The sequence below is a fragment of the Streptomyces sp. NPDC048277 genome (assembly GCF_040652235.1).
Lineage (GTDB): Bacteria > Actinomycetota > Actinomycetes > Streptomycetales > Streptomycetaceae > Streptomyces.
This window is the reverse complement of sequence record NZ_JBEZLQ010000005.1, coordinates 456,745-478,476: the sequence shown is the minus strand read 5'-3', so window position 1 is coordinate 478,476 and position 21,732 is coordinate 456,745. Positions and strand designations below refer to the sequence as shown.

19 protein-coding genes and 1 pseudogene are annotated in these 21,732 nt (G+C 71.3%); 10 read left to right on the top strand and 10 right to left on the bottom strand.

The features are described 5' to 3' along the window. Positions 1-27 precede the first annotated feature (27 nt). The 4 genes from AB0D85_RS15045 to AB0D85_RS15030 all read right to left on the bottom strand — a co-directional run bounded on the left by AB0D85_RS15045 (position 28) and on the right by AB0D85_RS15030 (position 5,079). Positions 28-2,172 carry an EAL domain-containing protein gene (locus AB0D85_RS15045; RefSeq protein WP_362319128.1) on the bottom strand — a complete coding sequence of 715 codons (2,145 nt, stop codon included), beginning with the start codon at positions 2,170-2,172 and terminating at the stop codon, positions 28-30. Further along, the gene (locus AB0D85_RS15040) at positions 2,169-2,981 is read right to left on the bottom strand and encodes an SAM-dependent methyltransferase (RefSeq protein WP_362319125.1); all 813 of its coding nucleotides are present in this window, start codon (positions 2,979-2,981) and stop codon (positions 2,169-2,171) included. The genes AB0D85_RS15045 and AB0D85_RS15040 overlap by 4 nt, the downstream gene beginning before the upstream one ends. Before the next feature lie 418 nt (positions 2,982-3,399). Next, positions 3,400-4,374: an SCO0930 family lipoprotein gene (locus tag AB0D85_RS15035; protein ID WP_362319122.1), complete on the bottom strand. Its 975-nt coding sequence runs from the start codon at positions 4,372-4,374 to the stop codon at positions 3,400-3,402. Positions 4,375-4,785: 411 nt separating this feature from the next. Further along, positions 4,786-5,079 carry a hypothetical protein gene (locus tag AB0D85_RS15030; protein WP_362319119.1) on the bottom strand — a complete coding sequence of 98 codons (294 nt, stop codon included), beginning with the start codon at positions 5,077-5,079 and terminating at the stop codon, positions 4,786-4,788. A 40-nt stretch (positions 5,080-5,119) separates the two neighbouring features. Here AB0D85_RS15030 and AB0D85_RS15025 point away from each other — a divergent pair, with 40 nt between their 5' ends. The 3 genes from AB0D85_RS15025 (at position 5,120) to AB0D85_RS15015 (ending at position 6,985) form a co-directional block, all read left to right on the top strand. Then, entirely contained in the window at positions 5,120-5,248 is a 129-nt protein-coding gene (locus tag AB0D85_RS15025; protein WP_256216080.1) for a hypothetical protein, read from the top strand. A gap of 31 nt (positions 5,249-5,279) precedes the next feature. Beyond that, complete coding sequence (locus AB0D85_RS15020; RefSeq protein ID WP_362319115.1) at positions 5,280-6,044, top strand: DUF4239 domain-containing protein; 765 nt, start codon at positions 5,280-5,282, stop codon at positions 6,042-6,044. Positions 6,045-6,262: 218 nt separating this feature from the next. Further along, positions 6,263-6,985 carry a hypothetical protein gene (locus AB0D85_RS15015; RefSeq protein ID WP_362319113.1) on the top strand — a complete coding sequence of 241 codons (723 nt, stop codon included), beginning with the start codon at positions 6,263-6,265 and terminating at the stop codon, positions 6,983-6,985. A 101-nt stretch (positions 6,986-7,086) separates the two neighbouring features. Here the strand turns inward: AB0D85_RS15015 and AB0D85_RS15010 are convergent. Then, a pseudogene (locus AB0D85_RS15010) lies at positions 7,087-7,470 on the bottom strand (hypothetical protein); the annotation flags it as partial. Between the two features lie 884 nt (positions 7,471-8,354). Here AB0D85_RS15010 and AB0D85_RS15005 point away from each other — a divergent pair. Further along, the gene (locus AB0D85_RS15005) at positions 8,355-9,029 is read left to right on the top strand and encodes a class F sortase (protein WP_362319110.1); all 675 of its coding nucleotides are present in this window, start codon (positions 8,355-8,357) and stop codon (positions 9,027-9,029) included. A 28-nt stretch (positions 9,030-9,057) separates the two neighbouring features. On the opposite strand, the gene AB0D85_RS15000 is transcribed toward AB0D85_RS15005, so the two are convergent. Continuing rightward, a complete protein-coding gene (locus tag AB0D85_RS15000; protein ID WP_362319108.1) occupies positions 9,058-9,891 on the bottom strand; it encodes a polysaccharide deacetylase family protein in 834 nt (277 codons plus the stop codon). A 115-nt stretch (positions 9,892-10,006) separates the two neighbouring features. Next, positions 10,007-13,276 (bottom strand): bifunctional lysylphosphatidylglycerol synthetase/lysine--tRNA ligase LysX, encoded by a 3,270-nt coding sequence (lysX, locus tag AB0D85_RS14995; RefSeq protein WP_362319105.1) that lies wholly within the window; start codon positions 13,274-13,276, stop codon positions 10,007-10,009. A gap of 139 nt (positions 13,277-13,415) precedes the next feature. Here lysX and AB0D85_RS14990 point away from each other — a divergent pair, with 139 nt between their 5' ends. Next, positions 13,416-13,820 carry a universal stress protein gene (locus tag AB0D85_RS14990; protein WP_362319301.1) on the top strand — a complete coding sequence of 135 codons (405 nt, stop codon included), beginning with the start codon at positions 13,416-13,418 and terminating at the stop codon, positions 13,818-13,820. Here the strand turns inward: AB0D85_RS14990 and AB0D85_RS14985 are convergent. Next, positions 13,817-15,031, bottom strand: coding sequence for an MFS transporter (locus tag AB0D85_RS14985; protein WP_362319103.1), 1,215 nt, complete (start codon positions 15,029-15,031; stop codon positions 13,817-13,819). The two genes, AB0D85_RS14990 and AB0D85_RS14985, sit on opposite strands and share 4 nt — an antisense overlap. A gap of 521 nt (positions 15,032-15,552) precedes the next feature. Between AB0D85_RS14985 and AB0D85_RS14980 the strand changes: the two genes are divergently transcribed. Next, entirely contained in the window at positions 15,553-16,965 is a 1,413-nt protein-coding gene (locus AB0D85_RS14980; RefSeq protein ID WP_362319100.1) for an amino acid permease, read from the top strand. Here AB0D85_RS14980 and AB0D85_RS14975 read toward each other — a convergent pair. Then, positions 16,962-17,777 carry an alpha/beta hydrolase gene (locus AB0D85_RS14975; protein WP_362319097.1) on the bottom strand — a complete coding sequence of 272 codons (816 nt, stop codon included), beginning with the start codon at positions 17,775-17,777 and terminating at the stop codon, positions 16,962-16,964. The genes AB0D85_RS14980 and AB0D85_RS14975 overlap by 4 nt on opposite strands. 73 nt (positions 17,778-17,850) lie before the next feature. Between AB0D85_RS14975 and AB0D85_RS14970 the strand changes: the two genes are divergently transcribed. After that, entirely contained in the window at positions 17,851-18,324 is a 474-nt protein-coding gene (locus AB0D85_RS14970; RefSeq protein ID WP_362319095.1) for a MarR family transcriptional regulator, read from the top strand. 6 nt (positions 18,325-18,330) lie between these two features. Here the strand turns inward: AB0D85_RS14970 and AB0D85_RS14965 are convergent, their stop codons facing one another. Then, complete coding sequence (locus tag AB0D85_RS14965; protein WP_362319092.1) at positions 18,331-19,482, bottom strand: CapA family protein; 1,152 nt, start codon at positions 19,480-19,482, stop codon at positions 18,331-18,333. A gap of 221 nt (positions 19,483-19,703) precedes the next feature. Here AB0D85_RS14965 and AB0D85_RS14960 point away from each other — a divergent pair, with 221 nt between their 5' ends. From AB0D85_RS14960 to AB0D85_RS14950, 3 genes are all read left to right on the top strand, one after another. Next, on the top strand, positions 19,704-20,264 hold the full coding sequence (locus AB0D85_RS14960) for a sigma-70 family RNA polymerase sigma factor (RefSeq protein WP_362319090.1): 561 nt from the start codon (positions 19,704-19,706) through the stop codon (positions 20,262-20,264). A gap of 144 nt (positions 20,265-20,408) precedes the next feature. Then, on the top strand, positions 20,409-20,924 hold the full coding sequence (locus AB0D85_RS14955; protein ID WP_362319087.1) for a hypothetical protein: 516 nt from the start codon (positions 20,409-20,411) through the stop codon (positions 20,922-20,924). Positions 20,925-21,071: 147 nt separating this feature from the next. Then, positions 21,072-21,728: a zf-HC2 domain-containing protein gene (locus AB0D85_RS14950; RefSeq protein ID WP_362319084.1), complete on the top strand. Its 657-nt coding sequence runs from the start codon at positions 21,072-21,074 to the stop codon at positions 21,726-21,728. The last annotated feature ends 4 nt before the right edge of the window (positions 21,729-21,732 follow it).

The window sequence follows — 21,732 nt, the reverse complement described above, 5'->3', positions numbered from 1 at the left end:
GCACCACCGGCCTGTGATGTCGGCGGGTCAACCCGTCGCGTCCACCAATGCGAGGTCGTGGAGTCTCTCCGGTGGGCCGGGGCGGGCGTAGTACCAGCCCTGGGCCGTGTCGCAGCCCAGTATGCGGAGTTGTTCGGCCTGGGCGCCCGTCTCCACGCCCTCGACCGTGACCGCGAGGTCCAGGCTGTGGGCCAGCGAGACGATCCCCTCGACGATCTTGAGGTCGACCGGGTCCGCCGGGAACTGCTGCATGCTCTGGGTGAACGAGCGGTCCAGCTTGAGGATGCTCACCGGGAGACGGCGGAGGTTGGCGAGGTTGGAGTAGCCCGTGCCGAAGTCGTCCAGGGCGATGTCGACGCCCATCTCGGCGAGGCGCCGCAGCGGCTTGAGGAGGTCGTCGTCGGCGCCGATCAGCGCCGACTCGGTGACCTCCAGGCAGAGGGCCTCGGGGGCCACCCCGGTCCGCTCCAGGATCTCCACCGTGTCCTGGACCAGGCCGGGGTGGGTCAGCTGGCACGGGGACAGGTTGACGTTGATGCGCAGCGGGCCCGCGGCGGTGTCGTCGCCGTAGCGTTCCCGCCACTCGCGGGCCTGGCGGATGGACTCCTCCAGGACCCAGCGGCCCAACGGGACGATGAGACCGGTGTGTTCGGCCAGCGGGATGAAGCGGTCGGGGCCGAGGACGCCGTGCTGCGGGTGCAGCCAGCGGACCAGGGCCTCGGCGCCGCGGACACTGCCGTCGCCGAGGTGGACCAGCGGCTGGTACTCGATGAAGAACTCGTTGCGGTCCAGGGCGGCGGGCAGCGCCGTGGTCAGACCGTGGCGGGTGATCGCCCGGGCGTCCGCCTCCGGGTCGGCCAGCTCGGAGCGGTTGCCGCCCGCCGACTTGGCCCGGTACATCGTGATGTCGGCGCTGCGCAGCACCTCCGCCGGGGTGCGCTCGCCCGCCGGGCCCTCCACGATGCCGATGGAGCCGCGGACCATGAGTGCGCGGCCGTCGATGCTGATCGGGGTGACGAGCGCGTTCATGATGCGGTCGGCCAGGTCGTCGACCTCGCGCTGGGTGTCCGGTCCGGTGGTCAGCGCCACGAACTCGTCGCCGCCGAGCCGGGCGACCATCTCGCCGGGTGCGGTCGCACAGGACTGCAGCCGGTCGGCGACCTCCACGAGGAGCCGGTCGCCGGCCGAGTGGCCGAGGCTGTCGTTGATGGTCTTGAAGCCGTCCAGGTCGAGGTAGCACAGGCCGAAGCGCTGGCCCTCGCCGGCCGACAGGGCCTTCTCCAGGCGCTCGAAGAACAGCGTGCGGTTGGGCAGGCCGGTGAGCGCGTCGTGGGTGGCCTCGTAGCGCAGCCGGAGGTTGAGCAGCCGGCGCTCGGTGGTGTCCTCCATGAGGGCCAGCTGGTACTGCGGCTCGCCGTCCGCGTCCCGGAGCAGGGAGACGGTCAGGTTGGTCCACAGGACCGTTCCGTCGGAGCGGTTGAACGCCTTCTCGACGTGGTAGTGCTCGCGTTCGCCGCGCACCAGCTCCTCGTAGAGCCGCCAGGTCTGGGGCGCGTCCTCGGGATGCGTCCACTCCCTGACGTTGCGGCCGCGCACGGCCTGCTCGGAGCCGCCGAACATGCGCAGCAGCGCGCCGTTCACCTGGAGGATGTTGCCCTCCAGATCGGCGATGCCGACGCCTATGGCCGCGCCCTCGAAGACCGCGCGGAAGCGGGCCTCGCTGGCGTGCAGCGCCTGCGCGACCACGCCCTGGGCACGCAACGCGGCCTGGGCGATGGCCTCCTGCTCGGCCAGCGTGCGCTCACGCAGCGCCTGGGCGAACCCGGCGGCCATCGCGTGCTGGATCCGCGAGGAGCGCATCCGCAGCTCGTCCTGGGGGCCGTCCGCGCCGCAGTACAGCGCCAGATACGCGTCGACGCAGTCGAGGGAGCGGGTGAGCGCCTCCGGGTCGGTGCAGTGCGCGTCGATGAGCGCGGCGCCGACCTGCCGGGCCTCGTCGGCGTCGAAGCCGTGCGCCAGCAGCACCTCGCTCAGCCGGCGGGCGAGCGGCAGGAGCTGCTCCTCGAACTCCGGCCGGGTCAGGGACGTCGAGGTCACCGGGAACACCGCCCGGCTCCAGATCGTCGCGAACCGGCGCAGTCTGTCCTCCGGGCCGTCCGGCTCCGCGATCACGCCGCGATCCCCACGCCGGCGAATCCGGAGAAGGCATACGGATCCTCGTCCTCCGGCGCCGACTCCGGCCGCCAGTGCGGCATCGGCACCAGTCCGGGTTCCACCATGTCGTACCCCTCGAAGAACCTTGCGATCTCGTCGCGTGAGCGCATGATCAGCGGGTTGCGAATGTCCTTGTATACGTCCACCGCGCCCTCGGCCCGCTCGGCCGGCAGCGGGATTCCCTCGTACGAGGCATGCGTGAGAACAAGGAGGCTGCCGGGCGCGAGTGCGTCGCGCAGCTGTGCCACTGCCCCGTACGGGTCGTCCGCGTCTTCCACGAAGTGAAGTATGGCAACGAGGAGCAAGGCCACTGGCCGATTCAAGTCGATGAGGCGCTCCACCTGAGGGCTCGCCAGGATCTCCTGGGGCTTGCGGAGGTCGGCCGCCACGACGTCCGCGTCCTCGTTGCCGTCGAGGACGGCGCCGCTGTGCGCCACGGCCACGGGGTCGTGGTCGACGTACACCACGCGCGCGCCGGGGCGCTCGGCCTGTGCCACTTCATGGACGTTGCCGAAGGTGGGGATGCCGGAGCCGATGTCCAGGAACTGGTCGATGCCGGTGCCCACGGCGTAGCGGACGGCGCGGCGCATGAAGGCGCGGTTGGCCTGCATGATCTTCGGCAGGCCCGGCATGTACGTCATCGCCTTGCGGGCCGCTTCCCGGTCGACCTCGAAATTGTGCGAACCGCCCAGGTAGTAGTCGTAGATACGGGAAACGCTCGGCACCGTGATGTCGATGCTCCGTGGGGCCCAGGCGGGACGCTCCATGTATCTCTCCAAGGGCTTAGGCGATCCGGTGTTCGAGCAGAGGCTACTGATCGCCTGCGAACGGGGCGAGCCGAAACGGAAATTGACCGTCCGTTCCCGGTCAGGAGCAGGGAATTCGGCCTTCGGTTTGGGGGTGTTCGGGTATTCCGTCGGGTGCGGGTGCTTCGTGGTTGCTCGCGCCCACGCGGCGGAGCCGCATATCGATACAGCCCCGCGCCCCTGACGGGGCGCTTCAGCCGGGGCGCATCAATAGCCCCCGGGACACGAAGGAGCCCGCCCCCTCCGTGCGGTGTGGAGGGGGCGGGCGGTCGTGCGCCGTTGTGTCTCGTCGTCCGGGACTATCGCTGGCCTCTGCCCTCCCTTCCGCGATGCGCGAATGTGGACTTGGGCGGAGCGATCAACCCTGGGGAGGTGATCCCTAACTGTTCGGCGCGCCGACCAGCTTTCCTTCGGGCGAGACGGCGTACCACGTGCCGCCGACGCCCTGTCCGTTGGTGTCTCCGGCCTTCGCGTCACCGGAGAAGGTGTAGATGGGCCAGCAGTTGACCGTCTGCTGCTTCTGGCCGTTGTCGGGCCGGGTGAAGCCCATCAGGCCCTTCTTCACGACGCCCTTGGTGTCGCTGGAGGCGACCTCCGCGACGGCCGGCCACTTCACCAGGCAGGCCCCGGTGCAGTTCGAGACGACCTTGGGCCATGCCTTGTCCTTGATGAAGCGGTAGACGGTCATGCCGTTCTTGTCGACGATGATGTCGCCGAGCTTGGCGTCCTTGCGCACGGACAGACCGGGCAGGGAGGCCAGCGTGGCCTTCTTGCCGGTGGGGGCGATCGCGAACCACTTGCCGCCCACGCCCTGGCCGTTGACGTCACCGGCGTTGACGTCCTTGGCGTAGCGGTAGACCGGCCAGCCGCCGACCGTCAGCTGCTTGGTGCCGTCGGAGCGGGTGACCTCGCCGAGCAGCGCCTTGTCGATGCCGTCGCCGGCCGAGGCGTCGTCGGCGGGCACCGGCGGCCAGGTGGTGGCGCAGTCGCCGTCACAGTTCGACTTGGGGGGATTGGCGGTGTCCGCGTCGAAACGGTAGAGGGTGAGGCCGCTGCCGTCGGTCAGCACCTTGCCCAGGTCGGGGTTGCTGGCCACGGTCAGCTTGCCCGCGGGCTGGACCGTGGCCGGAGAGCTGGAGGCCTGGTTGCCGTCGGCGCCGTAGCCGTTGCCCGCGCCGGTGGACGCGGAGGCGGAGGGGTTGGTGATGCTGCCGATGCCGGCCGGAGCCGTGGCACCGACGTTCTGGGCCGCCGAGGACGGAGTGGTCGCGTTGTTCGAACCGCACGCCGTCGCGAACACCATCACCCCCGCGGCCGTGGCCACCAGCGAGGCGCTCCTCCACGAGGTCTTCATCGTCAACTCCCCATAATCGCCTGGATTTTGCAGCGCCTCTGCGCCGCCGCACGACACCAGGTACGGATCCCGGGGGCCGGAGTGTTCAACGGGCGCAGAAATTTCTTTCCGGACACCGCGCCCCAGGACCCCGTCCCGCACGGGCGTACGCTTCGAGCCATTCGGAGACCGGTGTGATTCAAACCGGTTTACGCCACATGTCGCCCGTTCGGGCCATTCCCTCCGTACTCCGGCGTGCGACGGCACCCGACGCCTCATGATCTCCGTCGTGCATGCACCCGAAGCGATCCGACGTGCGCCCGTCTCAAGGGCGTTGGCCCTGTTGGCGCTGACGTGGACCCTGGTGGGCTGCCCGGTCGGCACGGCGTCGGCAGACGCCTGCGCCTCTGCCTCGACGGGCCCCGACGGCGTTCACGCGGTGGCCGTCGCCGGCGGCTCCTGGCCCAGTCCCCCGCCGTGTCCGGCACCGACACCGCCGCCCTGTCCCTCACCGACCCCGACGCCCACGCCCACTCCGCCGCCCACACCGACACCGAAGCCGCCCCCCAAGCCCAGGCCCACCCCCACCCCGAGGCCGCCGCACACCACCCCGCCACCGGCCCCGGCACCGCCACCACCCCGGCGGGCACCGGCCCCGAGGCCCACGCCCACCCCGCCGCCGGCCCCCAGGCCCAAACCGAGGCCGACGCCGACACCGACCCCCACCCCGACTCCGAAGCCCACCCCGCGGCCGTCGCCGACCCCGGTGACCTACCCGCCGTACCACGTCCAGTCGACCGGCGCGGCGGCCCCGAACCGCACCTCGCCGGTCACCTACGTCCTGCTCATCGCCGTACCCGCGATCATCGCCGTCGCCGCGTTCCGCGCGCGCTGACGGCCGGCCCACTGATTTCTGGAGGCTTCCGTTGCCGGATTGGCTTGTTCTCGTCCTCGCGATGCTCGCGGCCGTCGCCGTGGTGGTCGTCATCACCCTCGTACGCGACAAGAGGGCGGCGGAGGACGAGGATCCCTCCGAGACGCCGGACGTCATCGAGTACATGACCATGTGGATCGGCGTCATCTACGCCATCGTCCTCGGCCTGGCCGTGGCCGGGGTGTGGGAGGCCCGCAGCGCCGCCCAGGACCATGTGCAGGCGGAGGCGCAGGCGCTGCACGAGATCTATGAGCGGGTACGGGTGTATCCGCCGGACGTCCGCGACCGGATCCGCGCGGACGTCGACGACTACACCCGGCAGGTCGTCGACAAGGAGTGGAAGGTGATGGCCGACAAGGGGCACCTCACCCCGCAGGGTGCCGATCTGCTCGCCAGGATCCGGCAGGACGTCACCGACTACCAGCCGAAGACCGACTTCCAGGCCCAGGCCTACCAGCCGCTGGTGGACCAGGTGGCCGCCGTCGACCAGGCGCGCAGCGCCCGGGCCGACTCGACCGGGGCGACCATGCCGAACGTGGTGTGGTTCGGGCTGCTGACCGGAGCCGTGATCACCATCGGCATGGTCTTCGCGCTGCAGATCAGGCGCACCCGGCGGGAGCTGATCCTGGCGGGCCTGTTCTCCGCGACCATCGCCTTCATGCTGTTCCTGATCTGGGACTTCGACGAACCGTACAGCCGGGGCATCACAGCGACGTCGCAACCCTTCCTGGCCCTCTTCCCGCACCTCGGAGGCTAGGGCTGACGAGTACCCAGCCCGGGGGACGTCGGCGGCGCGCCGTCGGTGTCCCCCGGGTGCCGTAGTCGCGTCACCCGGGCGGCCCAGCCGAATCCCCCGTTCGCACGACTGCGTTCGCGCGCATGTACGGATGTTCCTAGCGTTCCGAACATCGAGGTGCGTTTCCGGCACTGGCGGAACAGGTCCGCAAGCCGCTCCTCGGAGACCGGAGGAACCACATGCGCGCGATACGCGTCGCTTCGGCCGCACTCCTGGGCCTCGGCGCCCTCGCCCTCTCCGCTCCGGCCATCCTCGCGAACGACGGCGGCGACCGGGGCGACGGCAGCCGTGACAGCGCGTCCCTCGGCTTCCGGGTCACGCCGTCCACCGTCGCGGCGGGCGGCCGGGTGAGCCTGCACCTGAACCGCGGCGACAGCTGCCGGGGCGCCGCGACGGTCACCTCGGGCCTGTTCGACACGGTACGGATCCCGCCGGGGCAGGACTCGGGGACGGCCACCGTCGACCGCGACGTGCGGTCACAGGCCTCCTACCGGGTCACGTTCAGCTGCGACGGGGCGACCGCGTCGACCGAACTGGCCGTCGCGGACGGCGGTTCCGGCGGAAAGGGCGACGGCCGTACGGACGGACGCGCTGACACGCGCACGGACGGCCGGAACGATGGACGGACCGACGGGCGCGCGCACGACAGCACCGCCGACGGCAACAGCAACAGCAACAGCACCCACGCAAGCACCGACGCTCGCGCGGACGGCGGTATCGGCAGCCACCAGGAGCTCAACCCGCAGCCCCTCCCGCCCAATCACGGTGTCCAGGCCGGTACGGGCGGCAGCTTCGGCGGGTTCGACCTCGGGGAGATCGGCCTCGGCGCCGCGCTCGTCGTGGGCTCGGTCGGTACGGCGTACCGCATCGTGCGCAGGCACGCCGGCGGGGACGGGGCTTGAGCGCCTCCAGGCCACCGGTCACCTCGCGGGCTCCCGCCCCGGTTCCGCGAGGGCCCGGGGCGAGAACCTGTCGACGACGTGTGCGCCTCGGCGCGTCGGGGTCAGAACCGCCTCTCGTGACGGCGGCGCAGCCAGAAGCCGCAGCCCGCGAGCACGGACGCGCCCACCAGCCCGCCGCCGATCGCCATGTCGGTCGGGGTGGCCCCACTGGACACGCTGCCGCCGAGCCCACCGCGCACCCCGCCGAGCACGGTGAAGGCGTTCGGCCGGGTCAGGGTCCGGCCGTCACAGCGCACGGTGATGTCGTACGGCCCCGGGCGGGCGTCCCGGTCGATGGTGGCCACACCGCGCGCCATGTCCCCGCCGAACGGGAACAGCGATGTCGTCCGGAAGGCGCGGGAGGTCATGACGCCGCTGCGGCAGTCGTTGACGGTGACGGTGAGCCGGGCACCGCTCGAGATCGTCCTGGGCTGGGCGACGATGTTGCGCGCGCCTTCGCCGAAGTCGAAGCGCCCGTCCCCGCGTCCGCCGAATTCGTCGCCGAACCTCTCACCGTCCCGCCCGCCGAACCTCTCACCGCCCCGCCCGCCGAACCCCTCACCGCCCCGCCCTCCGAAGCCGTTGTTGAACCGCCCGTCACCGCCGAACCCGCCCACGCCGAAGCCGGGGACGACGGCGATCCCGGGGACGCCGACACCTCCGACACCCGGGGCGACGCCGAAACCACCGACACCGCCGACACCGCCGACACCGCCGACACCGCCGACACCGCCGACACCGGCAACGCCGCCGACCCCGCCCACACCACCGACTCCGGCCACACCGCCGACCCCGCCCACTCCGCCCACACCACCGACACCACCGACCCCGCCCACACCACCGACACCACCGACACCCGTCCCTCCGACGACCGGGGCCTGGGTGTTGGCCGGGCCGCCACCGTTGCCCATGCCGTCCGCGACGGCCATGGGGGCGGCGGCTCCGAGAACGGCGACCACTGTGCACGCGGCCGCCAGCACACGTGAGTTTCGCATCTCTTCCTCCGCGGAAGGCGCCCCGGGAACCGTCCCCGGTCGATCGGCGAGAAAGCACCTCCCGAATAGACCCTCAGATGCCTTGAACACGCCCGCATGTCGAGAATGGTCCGTCCTGGTGAGCGGACACGCCGTCAGAAAAGCGCACAATCGGATATTGCCGCAGGTCACGGACCGTCAGAAAAATCCTGAGAACGGCAACTCGGATGGCGCACCGGAATGGGCTCCGGCCACCCGTTCGCCCGTCACCCCGTCGCCGCCCGCGCGCGCGGGACTTAGCGTTTTCCCATGCGTGATACGGACATGGCGGCAGCCGCGTCGAGAGGGGATGGCGAATGTCTGCGTCCGAACTTTCCGAACTGGCCGAGGAGGAGGAGCGCCGGAGAAAGCGTGCCCCTTGGGGCGTGATAGCGCTTGTTCTGCTGACCGGTCTGGCGCTCATTCGGAATGGTTCGGGCGAGTTCGACGTCGGTCCGCCGCAGCCGGCCTCCGCCGCCGCCCCTGACAGCCGTACCACGGTTCCGGACACCTTCGCCACGGCGGCCCCCGCGCTGCCGTTCGCGGCGGCGGACCGGATCAGGATCCCCGCGATCCGGGTCGACGCGCCCGTGATGGCGGTGGGCCTGGACTCGGACGGCTGGATCGCGGCGCCGCCGCCGGACGACCCCAATCTGGCCGGCTGGTTCTCCGGGGGCGTCTCGCCGGGCGAAAAGGGCACCTCCGTCGTCGTCGGCCATGTCGACAACACCAAGGGTCCGGCGGTGTTCTACGGTCTCGGTTCCCTCAAGAAGGGAAACCAGATCGAGGTCGACCGGAAGGACGGCAGGACCGCGATCTTCGAGATCTACGGAATCGAGGTCTTCGCGAAGGCCGGTTTCCCGAGCGACCGGGTCTACGGTTCCAAGGGCACGGCGGAACTGCGCGTCATCACCTGCGGCGGCGGCTTCTCGAAGCAGAACGGCTACGACGGGAACGTCGTGGTGTTCGCCCGCCTGGTCGGGGCCCGCTGAGGCCACCACCGGGCGGGCGAAAGCCCGTTCACGTACGGCGGCGCGGGACGGTCAGGTGGTAGCCGTTGTCCAGCAGGTAGGGCAGGTACTCGCGCAGGGCCTTGACGCTCTGGGAGCGGTCGCCCCCGGCGTCGTGGGAGAGGACCACGACGCCGGGGGCGGCGCCGTTCTCGACGATGTCGACGATGGTGCGGGTGCCCGGGGTCGTCCAGTCGGTGCTGTCGACGGTCCAGGCCATCGGCTCCATGCCCATCTCGGCACCGAGCTGGAAGGCCGCGCGGTTCCAGGCGCCGTAGGGGGCGCGGAACCACTGGGGGCGCTCGCCGTAGGTGTCCTCGATGGCGTCGCTGGTGCTCGCCATCTCGTCGCGGATCTCACTGCGGTTCATGGTGGTCAGCAGCGGATGCGTCCAGGTGTGGTTGCCCACGACATGGCCCTCGTCGGCCATCCGCGCGACCAGCTCCCGGTTCACGACGATGCACTCCCCGCACAGGAAGAACATCGCCCGCACGTCGTACTTGGCGAGGGTGTCCAGGATGTGCGGGGTGTAGTTCGGGTTGGGGCCGTCGTCGAAGGTGAGCATCATGCGTCTGCCGCGTCCGTCGATCTCCATGATGGGTTCCTTGCGGACCTTGAGCTTGCGGGGCGCGGCGGGCGGCGGGCCGTATCCGGTCAGCGGCTGGAGCCGGAAGGCCGACGACTTGAGCGCCGAGCGGGCCGGCGGTCCGGCGGCGGGTACGACGGTACGGGCAGCGTCCTCGGCGTCGCTCGCCAGCACGACTCCCGCGGTACCCGCGGCCCCCAGAGCGGCGGCGCCGGCGAGCAGCAGCCGGCGCCGGGTGAACAACTGATCCTTCTGCATGACTCATCAGTCGCCCGGCAGGGCTCCGGCGCACCACATAGCCACCGGTGCGGCGGGAGGAAAACACCCGCACGGCCCAGAGCCGGAAGGTTTCAGCGACCTTCCGGCGCTCTGTTCAGCGGCGGCGGACCAGCGGGAACGGCAGCGTCTCCCTGATCGTCAGGCCGGTGAGGAACATGACCAGCCGGTCGACGCCGAGGCCGAGCCCGCCGGTCGGCGGCATGGCGTACTCGAGGGCGTCGAGGAAGTCCTCGTCGAGTTCCATCGCCTCGGGGTCCCCGCCGGCGGCGAGCAGCGACTGGGCGGTGAGCCGGCGACGCTGTTCGGCCGGGTCGGTCAGCTCCGAGTAGGCGGTGCCGAGTTCGGTCCCGAAGGCGACCAGGTCCCAGCGCTCGGCGAGCCGCGGGTCGGCGCGGTGCTGCCGGGTGAGCGGGGAGACGTCGGTCGGGAAGTCCTTGTAGAAGGTGGGCAGCTCGGTCCGCTCCTCGACCAGGCGCTCGTACATCTCCAGGACGACGTCACCCGGCCCGTCGTCCGCGGTGTACGGCACCCCGACGCGGTCGCAGTGCCGGTGCAGCCGCAGCAGTTCGCTGCCGGGGCCGATCTCCTCCCCCAGCACCTCGGAGATCGCCCCGTACACGGTCTTGACCGGCCAGTCGCCCGAGATGTCGTATTCCAGCCCGTCCCTGCGGGCGACCGGCGCGCCGAAGGCGGCGGTCGCGGCGCCCTGGATCAGCTCGCGGGTGAGGTCGAGCATCACGTCGTAGTCGGCGTACGCCTGGTAGGCCTCCAGCATCGTGAACTCGGGGTTGTGCTTGTGGGAGACGCCCTCGTTGCGGAAGGTGCGGCCGAGTTCGAAGACCTTCTCCAGACCACCGACGCACAGCCGCTTCAGGTACAGCTCGGGGGCGATGCGCAGATAGAGGTCGAGGTCGTAGGCGTTGCTGTGGGTGGTGAAGGGGCGGGCGTTGGCGCCGCCGTGGATCTGCTGGAGCATCGGGGTCTCGACCTCCAGGTAGCCCCGGTCGAGGAGGCCCTGGCGCAGCGCCTGGACGACGGTGGAGCGGGCGCGCAGCACGGCACGGGCGGCGGGGCTGGTGGCGAGGTCGAGGTAGCGGCGGCGGACCCTGGCCTCGGGGTCGGCGAGGCCGCGGTACTTGTCGGGCAGCGGGCGCAGGCACTTCGCGGTGAGCTGCCAGTCGGTGACGAAGAGGGTGGGCTCACCCTTGTCGCTGACGCCGGCCCGGCCGGTGGCGGTGATCTGGTCGCCGATGTCGGTGTCGGCGGTGAACCGGTCCAGGGCGGGTCCCGACCCCTCGCGGGTGAGGGCGAGCTGGTGGTCCCCCGACCAGTCGCGCAGCACGGCGAAGACGATGCCCCCGAAGTCGCGGACCAGCATGATCCGCCCGGCGACGGTGACCGTCTCGCCGGCGCGGACGTCGGCGAGGGCGCGTGTGGGCCGGACGGTCGCCACCGGGTAGGGGTCGACGCCCGCCGCACGCAGCCGGTCCAGCTTCTGCCGGCGCACCCGGAACTGGTCCGGCAGGCCCGTGCCCGGTGGGCCGGGCCCGGCCTCGTCCCCTCCTTCGAGACCGGGCACCGGTGGCGACGGCAGCCCTTCGGGCTGCGGGCCCGCCTTCGGGTGCCCCTTTCCCCAGAGTTTGCGCAGGGACGGTACGGAGACGAAGCCTTCGGCGATTCCGGAGGCGAGGCCGATACGGGCGAGGGAGGCGGTCTCGCCGTAGCAGATGAACCGCGGGTACCACTCGGGCTGGTACTTGGCGTTCGAGCGGTACAGGGCCTCCAGCTGCCACCAGCGGGAGAAGAAGAGCAGCAGCCGGCGCCACAGGCGCAGCACCGGGCCGGCGCCGATGCGGGCGCCCTCCTCGAAGACCGAGCGGAAGACCGCGAAGTTCAGCGAGATGCGGTGGACGCCCAGTTTGGGGGCGGCCGTGCACAGGTCGGCGACCATGAACTCCATGACCCCGTTGGGTGCGGCGCGGTCACGGCGCATCAGGTCGAGCGAGACGCCGTCGCCGCCCCAGGGGACGAAGGAGAGCAGGGCGAGCAGCCGGCCGTCCTCGGCCAGGGCCTCGACCAGGAGGCAGTCGCCGTCGGCGGGGTCGCCGAGCCGGTCCAGGGCCATGGAGAAGCCGCGCTCGGTCTCGGTGTCGCGCCAGGCGTCGGCCTTGTCGACGACCTCCTCCATCTCGGCCTCGGTGAGGGTGGCGTGGCGGCGGATGCGGGTGGTGGCACCGGTGCGCCGGACGCGGTTGACGGCCTGCCGGGTGACCCGCATGTCACGGCCGCCCAGGTCGAAGTCGGCGATGTGCAGGATGGCCTCGTCGCCGAGTTGCAGGGCGCCGAGCCCGGAGCGGACGTAGGCCTTGGCGCCGTCCTCGGAGGCGCCCATCACGGCGGGCACCCAGGCGTGCCGGCGGGCCACGTCCAGCCAGGCTGCGATGGCGTGCGGCCAGGCCTCCGGGTCGCCGACGGGGTCGCCGCTGGCCAGGCAGACGCCGGCCTCGACGCGGTAGGTGACGGCGGCCTTGCCGCTGGGCGAGAGGACCACGGCCTTGTCGCGCCGGGTGGCGAAGTAGCCGAGGGAGTCCCGGTCGCCGTAGGCCTTGAGGAGGGCGCGGATACGGGCCTCCTCGTCGCCGTGCAGGGCCGCTTCCAGGCGCTGTGAACGGAACAGGGTGGCGGCGGCGTTGAGCAGGGCGAGGGCGCCGAAGAGACCGAGGAGGAAGGCGACGAAGCGGGGCGGGCGGCCGGCGTAGGTGTGGATGGAGACCAGGCCGCCGCAGACCCGGTCGGCCGCCCAGGCGAGGTGCTGGCCGTGCGGGAGCGTGCCGGGGAAGAGCGAGACCAGGCCCCAGCCGGCCAGGATCGCCACCACCAGGCCGATCAGCAGGACGGCGAGCGCCCTGCGCAGGGCGGCCCGGCGGGAGGCGGCGTAGAACTCCCGTCTCGCCACGATCAGCAGGGCCAGGGCGAGCCCGCACACCAGCAGTGAGCTGAACGCGTACCAGTCGAAGCCGAAGGCGACCGTCAGGACGTCGGCCAGCACCAGCAGGCCGAGGTAGCTGACCACCAGCCACCAGGCGACCTTCTTGCGGGCGGCGGTGGCGCCGGCGAGGAGGAACAGGAAGACGGCGTAGGCCAGGTTGGGGCTGACGGGCACCACGACGGCGTCGAGGAAGTCGACGACCGGGTGCAGCAGCACGCGCAGCGGGGCGATGAAGGAGAGCAGGGCGCACAGCAGGGCGAGGGCGCCGAAGAAGGTCCCGAAGGCCTCCGGCACCCAGGTCAGTCGCCCGCCGCCGGGCGGGCGTATCGGGCCCGCCGGCTCCCTGCCCGTGGCGGGCTCCACGGCGGCACTCATGTTCCGACTGTAGGAAGGGCCTGCCCGGCCCGCCCGTCGAGCGGCCCCGGGCGCGTTCCGGAGCTGCGTGTTCCGATAGCCTCGGACCGTGGCGGAACAACACCGGTTCGAGCGGGGCACGGACGGACCCAAGGTCATCATGGTCGGCGTGGACGGCTCGGACTCCTCGTGGCGCGCGGCCTCCTATGCCGGCGGTCTGGCGCGGCGGCAGCACGCGCTGCTGGCCGTGGTGTACGTGCAGCCGGTGCTGGCGGCCGGCGCGGCGCTCGGGGCGCCGGTGGCGGAGACGACCGACGAGATCGCGGAGCAGCTGATCGCGGAGATCAGGGACGCCACCGAGCGTCTCAAGGGGATATACGAGATCCGCTGGGAGTTCCACACCTTCCGCGGCGACGCCTACAACGGCCTGGTGAAGGCGGCGGACGAGCTGAAGGCGGACGCGGTCGTGGTGGGCGCCTCCGAACAGGCCGGGCACCGGATCATCGGCTCGGTGGCGATCCGCCTGGTGAAGGCGGGACGGTGGCCGGTGACGGTAGTGCCCTAGCCGGTGCCCTCAGGAGCGAGTGCCCTGGCCGGTGCCTTCAGGAGCAGTGGTGGGGTCGCCAGGAGCAGGACGCCTGCGGCGGCGATCGCGGTGCGGGGGCCGGTGAGGCTTGCCAGCAGGCCCCACAGGGCCGTCAGGGTGGCCGTGGTGGCCTTGCTGGAGATCGACCAGGCGGACAGGGTACGGGCGACCCGGTCGTCCGGGGTGCACTCCAGGCGGCGGGTGACGTACACCGGGTTGTAGACGCCCGAGCAGGTGATCACCCCGAACTCCAGGGCCATCACCAGCAGCAGTCCGGGCGGCCCGGGCCGGACGAAGGCCAGTCCGAGGGGCCAGACGACGCGCAGGATGCCCGAGGTGCGCAGCACCCGCCGCTGCCCGTGGCGGGCGACGAGCGGACGGGCCAGCCGGGCGCCCAGGAGGCCGCCGAGGCAGGGCACGGCGAAGGCGAGGCCGTACTGCCAGGGGGCGAAGCCGAGGGGGCCGAGCATGAGGACGGCCAGTGGCGGGACGGCGACCATGATCAGGGCGTTGGCCGCGAGGTTGTTGAGGAACAGCGGGCGCAGGTCCGGGCTGGAGAGGATGTACCGCCAGCCCTCCAGCAGGTCGCCGGCCCGTAGGCGCTCCGCGTTCCGGTGCTCGGGGCGGGGCTCGCCGCCGCCGACGGCCCGGATGCCGAGCGCCGACAGCAGAAAGCTGACCGCGTTGGCCACGACCGTGGTGACCGGGCCGAACAGGCCGATCGCGGCGCCGCCGAGGGGCGGTCCGAGGACCAGTGCGGTCCAGTTGGTGGACTCGAAGCGGGCGTTCGCGCCGAGCAGCCGGTCGGCCGGGACGAGGCTCTTCAGGAAGGCGCCGGAGGCCGCGTTGAAGGTGATGTCGGCGGCCGCCACGAGGGCGGAGACGAGCAGCATCTGGCCGAGCCCGAGGCCGCCGAGCGCGTAGGCGACGGGGATGGTGAGCAGTGCGGCGAACCTGACCAGGTCCATGGCGATCATCACCGGCCGCTTGAGCCGGAACTCCACCCACGGTCCGAGCGGCACCGCCGCCACGGCGCCCACCGCGGGCCCGGTCGCCGCGAGCAGCGCGACCTCGGCGGAGCCGGCGTGCAGCGCGATGACCGCGATCACCGAGAACGCGTCGAAGGCGAGATAGGTGCCCAGCGCACTCACCGAGTACGCGGCCCACAGCCACCCGAACCGCCGCCCCATGCACAACCTCCCGTTGACCCCGGACATGAAAACGGCCAGGTGGCCACCGAATCAAACAACTCCGGGATGGGATGCCACAACCATTGGTTGTACGACGACGCCATGGACCCACACGGCGAGGAACACTGCCCCGACCGGAGGACCGATGCACGGACGAGCGATCGACACGCGGGTGGCCTGGCACGCGGCCAACGCGCGCGCGAGCGGTCGACTCTCGGACGGGCGGCCGACACGCGGGCCGAAGGCAGGCAGGCGTGCGAGCGGCCGACAGACGGGCGGCAAGCAAGCGGTCGACAGACGGGCACGCGGCCGACCCGCGGGCGGGCAGGCGGCACGCGGGCGACGCGCGGGCTACCGGCGGGTGGGCTGAAGGCGGGCGTGGCGGGTGGGCGGGAGTGGGTGTGTGGTGGGGCGGGGGTTCGGAGGGGGTCTGGGGCTTGCGTGGCGTCTTCCGTCTGTGGCGCCCCTGGGCCATCATGATCGGCCGTCAGTCGTTCGCGATCGGCGAAGAGGTGAGGCACATGGCCAAGCTCCGTCCGGGTGAAGGAATTCTCCGTCGCAAACCCATCGAACACATCGAGGAGACGGAGGTCACCGAGGGCGCCCGGCTCGACAGATCGCTGGGGCTGGTGCAGCTGACCGCGATCGGTGTGGGCGGCATCATCGGCGCGGGCATCTTCACCCTCGCCGGCACGGTGGCCAACGAGACGGCAGGTCCCGCCGTCCTGGTGTCGTTCCTCATCGCCGGTCTGGCGAGCGCCTGCGCCGCGCTGTCGTACGCCGAGTTCGCCGGTCTGATCCCGAAGGCGGGGTCGGCGTACACGTACGGCTACGCGGTGCTCGGCGAGTTCGCGGGCTGGTTCATCGGCTGGGACCTGCTCCTGGAGTACACGGCGATCGTGGCGGTGGTCGCGATCGGCATCTCCGGGTACTTCGGTTTCCTGGTCGGGGAGATGGGCGCGCATCTGCCGCCCTGGATGCTCGGCGCCCCCGGCACCGGCGCCGGCCACCGCGTCGACCTGTTCGCCGCGCTGCTCTGCCTCCTGATCGCCTACCTGCTCAACCTGGGCATCCGCAGCGCGGCCCGCTTCGAGACGTTCGTGGTCGTGCTGAAGGTACTGGTGGTGCTGGTGGTGATCGGCGTCGGCATGTTCCACATCACCACGGCCAACTACCACCCGTTCTTCCCGTTCGGCATCAGCGGGGCGTTCACCGGAGCGGCGACGGTGTTCTTCGCGGTTTTCGGGTACGACGCGATGTCGACGGCGGCCGAGGAGTCGAAGGACGCGCAGCGGCACATGCCGAAGGCGATCATCTACTCGCTGGCGATCTCGATGGTGCTGTATGTGGCGGCCTGTCTGGTGCTGACCGGTATGCAGAACTACAAGGACATCGACCCGGAGAGCGGCTTCTCGACGGCGTTCAAGTCGGTGGGGCTGAGCGGGCTCGCGGACGTGATCGCGGTGGGGGCGATCATCGGCATCCTCACGGTCATGTTCACGTTCATGCTGGGAGTGACCCGGGTGTGGTTCGCCATGTCCCGGGACGGGCTGCTGCCCGCGTGGTTCGCGAAGACGCACCCGACGCGGCACGTGCCGACCCGGGTGACATGGATCGTCGGGGTGGCGTCGGCGCTCCTCGCCGGGTTCGTGCCGATCGGCGAGGCGGCCGAACTCACCAACATCGGCATCCTGCTGGCGTTCGTGGTGGTGTGCGTGGCGGTGATCGTGCTGCGCTACCGGCAGCCGGAGCTCCCGCGCGCCTTCCGTACGCCGTGGATGCCGTTCGTGCCCGCGCTGGGTGTCGTCTTCTCGGTGTGGCTGATCACGTTCCTGAAGTGGCAGACCTGGGTGCGGTTCGCGGTCTGGTTCGTGATCGGGTGCGTGGTCTACTTCGGCTACTCGTACAAGCGGTCGCGGCTGGCCGGGCGTTAGAGGGCCCGGAGGAAGTCGAGCAGGAGGGGGTTGAAGACCTCGGGCTTCTCCAGGTTCGGGTAGTGGCCGACCCCTTCGACGACCTCGGCGCGGCCGTTCGGGACCTCGCGGGCGAGGCGGTCGGCGGCGGCGAGCAGGTCGGCGGGTTCCAGGCCGCCGTTGATCGCGAGGACCGGTACGTCGATCTTCGGCACCCGGGGCCAGGAGTCGGTCACCTGGACGTGGTGGTCCGGCTCGCCGGGGGTGTGCTTGGAGATCGTGTGCAGGGCCATCTCCCGCAGTCGGCGCGGGATGTCCGGGTCGAGGTCGGCGACGGACCGGTGCTCGCCGGCCACGCCCCGCAGGAAGGCGTCGAGCCAGCCCTTGATGTCACCGGCGCCGAGAGCGCGGGCGTTCTCGGCCTGGAGGCCCTTGTGCCAGCAGTCGGTGTACTGGAAGTCGCCGGTGACGGCGCCGCAGGTGACCACCGCGCGGACCAGCTCCGGGTGTTCCAGCACGGTGTCGGTGGCGATCACCCCGCCCATGGACAGGCCGACGAGGACGGCGGGCCCGGCGTCCAGGTGGCGCAGGAGTTCGGCGAGGTCGTCGGCCCAGCGGAAGGGCCTGCTCGCATTGGCGGACCAGCCGTGGCCGCGCACGTCCGGGGCGATCACCCGGAACTCGGCGGCGAGCACGGGAACCAGCTCGCGCCAGAAGCGGTGGTCGACGTACCCGGAGTGGAGCAGGACCACGGGATCGCCGGAGCCGGTGTCGAGGTAGGCGAGGTCGCCGTCGGAGGACGGGAGGAAGCGGACGTCCGCAGCACCATTCATGACAACCAAGGTGTCATCTTCGGGGAGTTTTGACAACCAGGTTGTCATGTTGGCCGGGGTGCATGATGGCCGGGTGAACGACATCGACAAGCCCCTCGCCCCCGACGAGCTGGGCGACCGCATCACCGAGGTGTTCGATCTGATCGGCCCGCTCTACCGGCGCGCCTTCCGCAAGATCGAGCAGGGCGAGCAGATCGAGGGGGCCTCCGTCGGCGTGCGCTCGGTACTGGATCTGCTGCGCCGGTACGAGCCCATGACGGTGCCTCAGATGGGCCGGATCATGGCGCTGAGCCGGCAGTTCGTGCAGCGCACGGTGAACGACGCGGTGGCGCGCGGCTGGGCCGAGGTCACCCCCAACCCGGCGCACCAGCGCTCCTCCCTGATCCGGCTCACCGACGAGGGCCGGACCGTCATCACGGCGGTCCTCGCCCGTGAGCACGCCCTGAACCGGCAGGTCGGCGGCGATCTGACCGACGCCGAGATCACGGCGTGCGTGCGGGTGCTGACACAGCTGCTGAGGACGTTCGACCACGTCGACGTCGAATGACCTCGGCTACTCCCCCATGACCAGCCCGTCCTTGGCGGCCCCGCGGCCGAGCACGACGTCGCGGATGGCGTCGCGTACGGCGGTGTAGTCGGCGCCCTGGTCGATGGCCGCGTTGAGGTCGACGACCCGGCCGGCGTCGAGATCGTAGAGCTGCGGGATGAACTCGGCCTTGGCGACCTCCCAGCGGCCGCCCGGGCGGCTGGGCGGGGTGAAGGTGAAGCGGGCGAGGGTGGACTCGTTGCCGCGCGGGTCCTGGTGGCCCTTGCGGTCGTTCATCTCGCCGGCGATCTGGTCGCCGAGGCTGTAGACCACCCAGGTGCCGTTGACCTTCTCGTAGGCCTGCGGAATGTGGGCATGGGTGCCGAGGACCAGGTCGATGTCGGGGCGGCCGCCGGTGCGCGCCGCGGTGAGCCGCTTGGCGAGGGTGAGCTGCTGCTGGTCGGGGGCGTCCTGTCCGTCGGTGCCCCAGTGCGCGGAGACGACGACCACGTCGGCGCCGGCCTTCCGGGCGGCCCGCGCGTCGGCGAGGATGCGGTTCTCGTCGAGGAGGTTGACCGCCCAGGGCTCTCCGGGCGGCAGGGAGTTGCCGTTGACGTCGAAGGTGTAGGAGAGGTCGGCGACGCGGGCGCCGCCCGCGTTCAGCAGCGTGAGGGAGCCGGCCTCGGCCTGGGTGCGGGCGGTGCCGGTGTGCCGCAGGCCGACCTGGTCCAGGGCGGCGAGGGTGCGCGCGATGCCGGCGGCGCCGTCGTCGAGGGCGCGGTCGGAGGCGGTGGAGCAGCCGTCGTAGCCGATGGCGGCGAGGCCCGTGGCGAGCTGCGGCGGCGAGGTGAGGCCGGTCTGGTCGCCGTCGGCGCCGGAGACGGTCGCCAGGTGGCAGAGGGCCAGATCGGCGCGGGAGACGACGGGTGCGACGCCGGCGAGCATCGGGCCGAAGTCGTAGCCGTTGCCGCCCGCGTCGAGGTTCGCGTGGTCGATCGCGGACTTCTGCGGCAGGACGTCACCGGAGGCGACGAGGGTGAAGCCGCTGGGGGCGGCCACGGCGGGCGCCGGTGGGCCGGGTGGGGCGGCGCTCTCCTGCCGTTCGTAGTTCTGGCAGGCGGCCGCGGCGGCGAGGAGGGCGGTCAGGGCCAGGGCCGCCTGGCGTCGGCGATTGATCATCAGGAGCACCCCAGAGTCGCAAGCCTTGTCCGATTTACAGATCAATGGGTACGAAGGCGAGCCGGACCGCAAACAACTCAGGCGTCCCGATTGACCCATCCGGGTCGGGTACGGGGTATGACGGACCGTTCGTCGCACCGTTCGCCGACGCGATCGACCGTCCGCCGCAGATCCCTGTGCGCACCCTGTCCCCCGGCCCGGCCCTGCGATGCCATACGGCCATGACGGCCGGAACCACCCTTCCTCACGGGCTTCCCCGCGGGTCGACGACCGCCGAGCACGAGCTCGCCGCGCTCCAGCGCGAACACGGCCGACCGCTCTTCGCGCTGCTGCTGCGGCTCAGCGACGGGGACCGGCAGCGGGCCGAGGACCTCGTCCAGGAGACCCTGGTGCGCGCCTGGCAGCACCCCGAGGCACTGCGCGCCGACGACTTCGACTCCGTGCTGCCCTGGCTGCTGACCGTCGGCCGGCGGCTCGCCATCGACGCGCGCCGGGCCCGGCAGGCGCGCCCGCCCGAGGTGCACGACGCCGTCCTGGAGAACACCCGGGCGATCGGCGACCACGCCGAACGGGCCGCCGCGACGCTCGACGTCCGGGAGGCTGTGAAGACTCTCACCCCGGAACACCGTGAAGTCCTGGTGCTGGTGTATTTCCACGGGGCGAGTGTTGCGGAAGCCGCCGAAACCCTCGGGATTCCAGCCGGTACCGTGAAGTCCCGCGCGTACTACGCGCTACGCGCCCTGCGCCGTGTGCTACCGGGTTATGCACCCGACCTGCGCTGAAACCGTAGGCCAGGTCAAACCTCGGTAAAGCGCCTTGCTGAGGACCATGTTTGGGCAATCAGCTGTCTTCATCCGTGTTCCGCGCCGGGAGAGGGACGGACCCGGGGTCGGGGCCACGCGCGCACCGGAGGAAGGCAGGACGGGATGCTGCACAGAGGTCAAGAGAGCACGGACGGGGCCGGGAGCGGGGAACTGGCGGTCCCGATGGCCTGGTTGTACGCCGAGTACATCGCCGACGAGCTGCTGCGCACCGGCGATCTCATGCCACCGACGTCCTTCGAGTTCCGGGCCGGCCGGGACGCGCTGGCGCTGACCATCTTCCTCTCCGACACGGACGGCGAACTGTCGGGCATCCGGGTCGTGTCCCAGTTGGAGACCTGGCTTTCGCTCACGGCGTACGACCAGCCGTGGCAGGACTGGGTAAGGGAACGTTTGGCAGGGCTGGCCACCGAGGCGCTGGAGTCGGGCGCTCCCGCACCGGACCTCGATCTGGCCGCGGCCGCGTGGCGCTGGCTGGAGGAGACCGAGCTCCTGGCGCCCGACCTGGACGCGGTGCCGGGCGGCGGTTCGGTGTTCGGCGAGGACGACGGACCGAAGGTGTGGACCCCCGCGTGGCGGCTCGGTCTGCCCCTCGGACACCTCGCCATCCATCTTTTTTGATTCAGGACCAATCCGGGGGCCCGGCCGCTCCGAATCCTTTGGTTACGATTCTGTACGTGCCTTGAGTGAATCGGCTGCCGACTGCGTACGGGTGGGAGCAAGGAGCAGTGAGTAACCCCACCCGCACCCACGGCACGAGGATTCGGCATGAGGTCCCTGGAAAGGCATCGCGACGTCGGCGCGTACGCGCTCGGCGTGCTGGACGAGGCGGAGGCCTTCCGCTTCGAGGACCACCTCATGGAGTGCCCTCGTTGCGCGGCGCACGTGACTGAATTCGGTCCCGCGGCACGGCAGTTGATGCTGTACCGCCGGGCCACGCCGCGCTTCGTGCACCCCATGGCCCAGCCCGGTCCCCGGCTGCTGGACCGACTGCTCGCCGAGGTGGCGAGCCGGCACCGCGCCAAGCGCCGCAGGCTGCTGTACGGCCTCGCCGCCTCCGTGGTGTTCGCGATCGCCGGCCCCGGCATCGCGACGTACGTCGGCCATGACGCCACGCCGTCCGTGCAGGTCACCGCGGCCACCGACGCGCAGTCGGGCATCTGGGCGCAGGTGAAGGCGGCGGACACGGATTCGGGCGCCGAGATCGAGGTCAAGGTGAAGGACCCGGACGGACCGCGCTCCTGCCGCCTGGTCGCGGTCGGCGACGACGGCTCCGAGCAGGTCGTCACCACCTGGGCCGAGCGCAACCACGACGGCCGGATGAGCACCATGATGGGCAGCTCCTCGATGCACCCCGACGAGATCGATCGCTACGAGGTGCGCAACGCGGACGGGCAGCGCCTCGTGACCCTCGACCCGAAGTGACCGC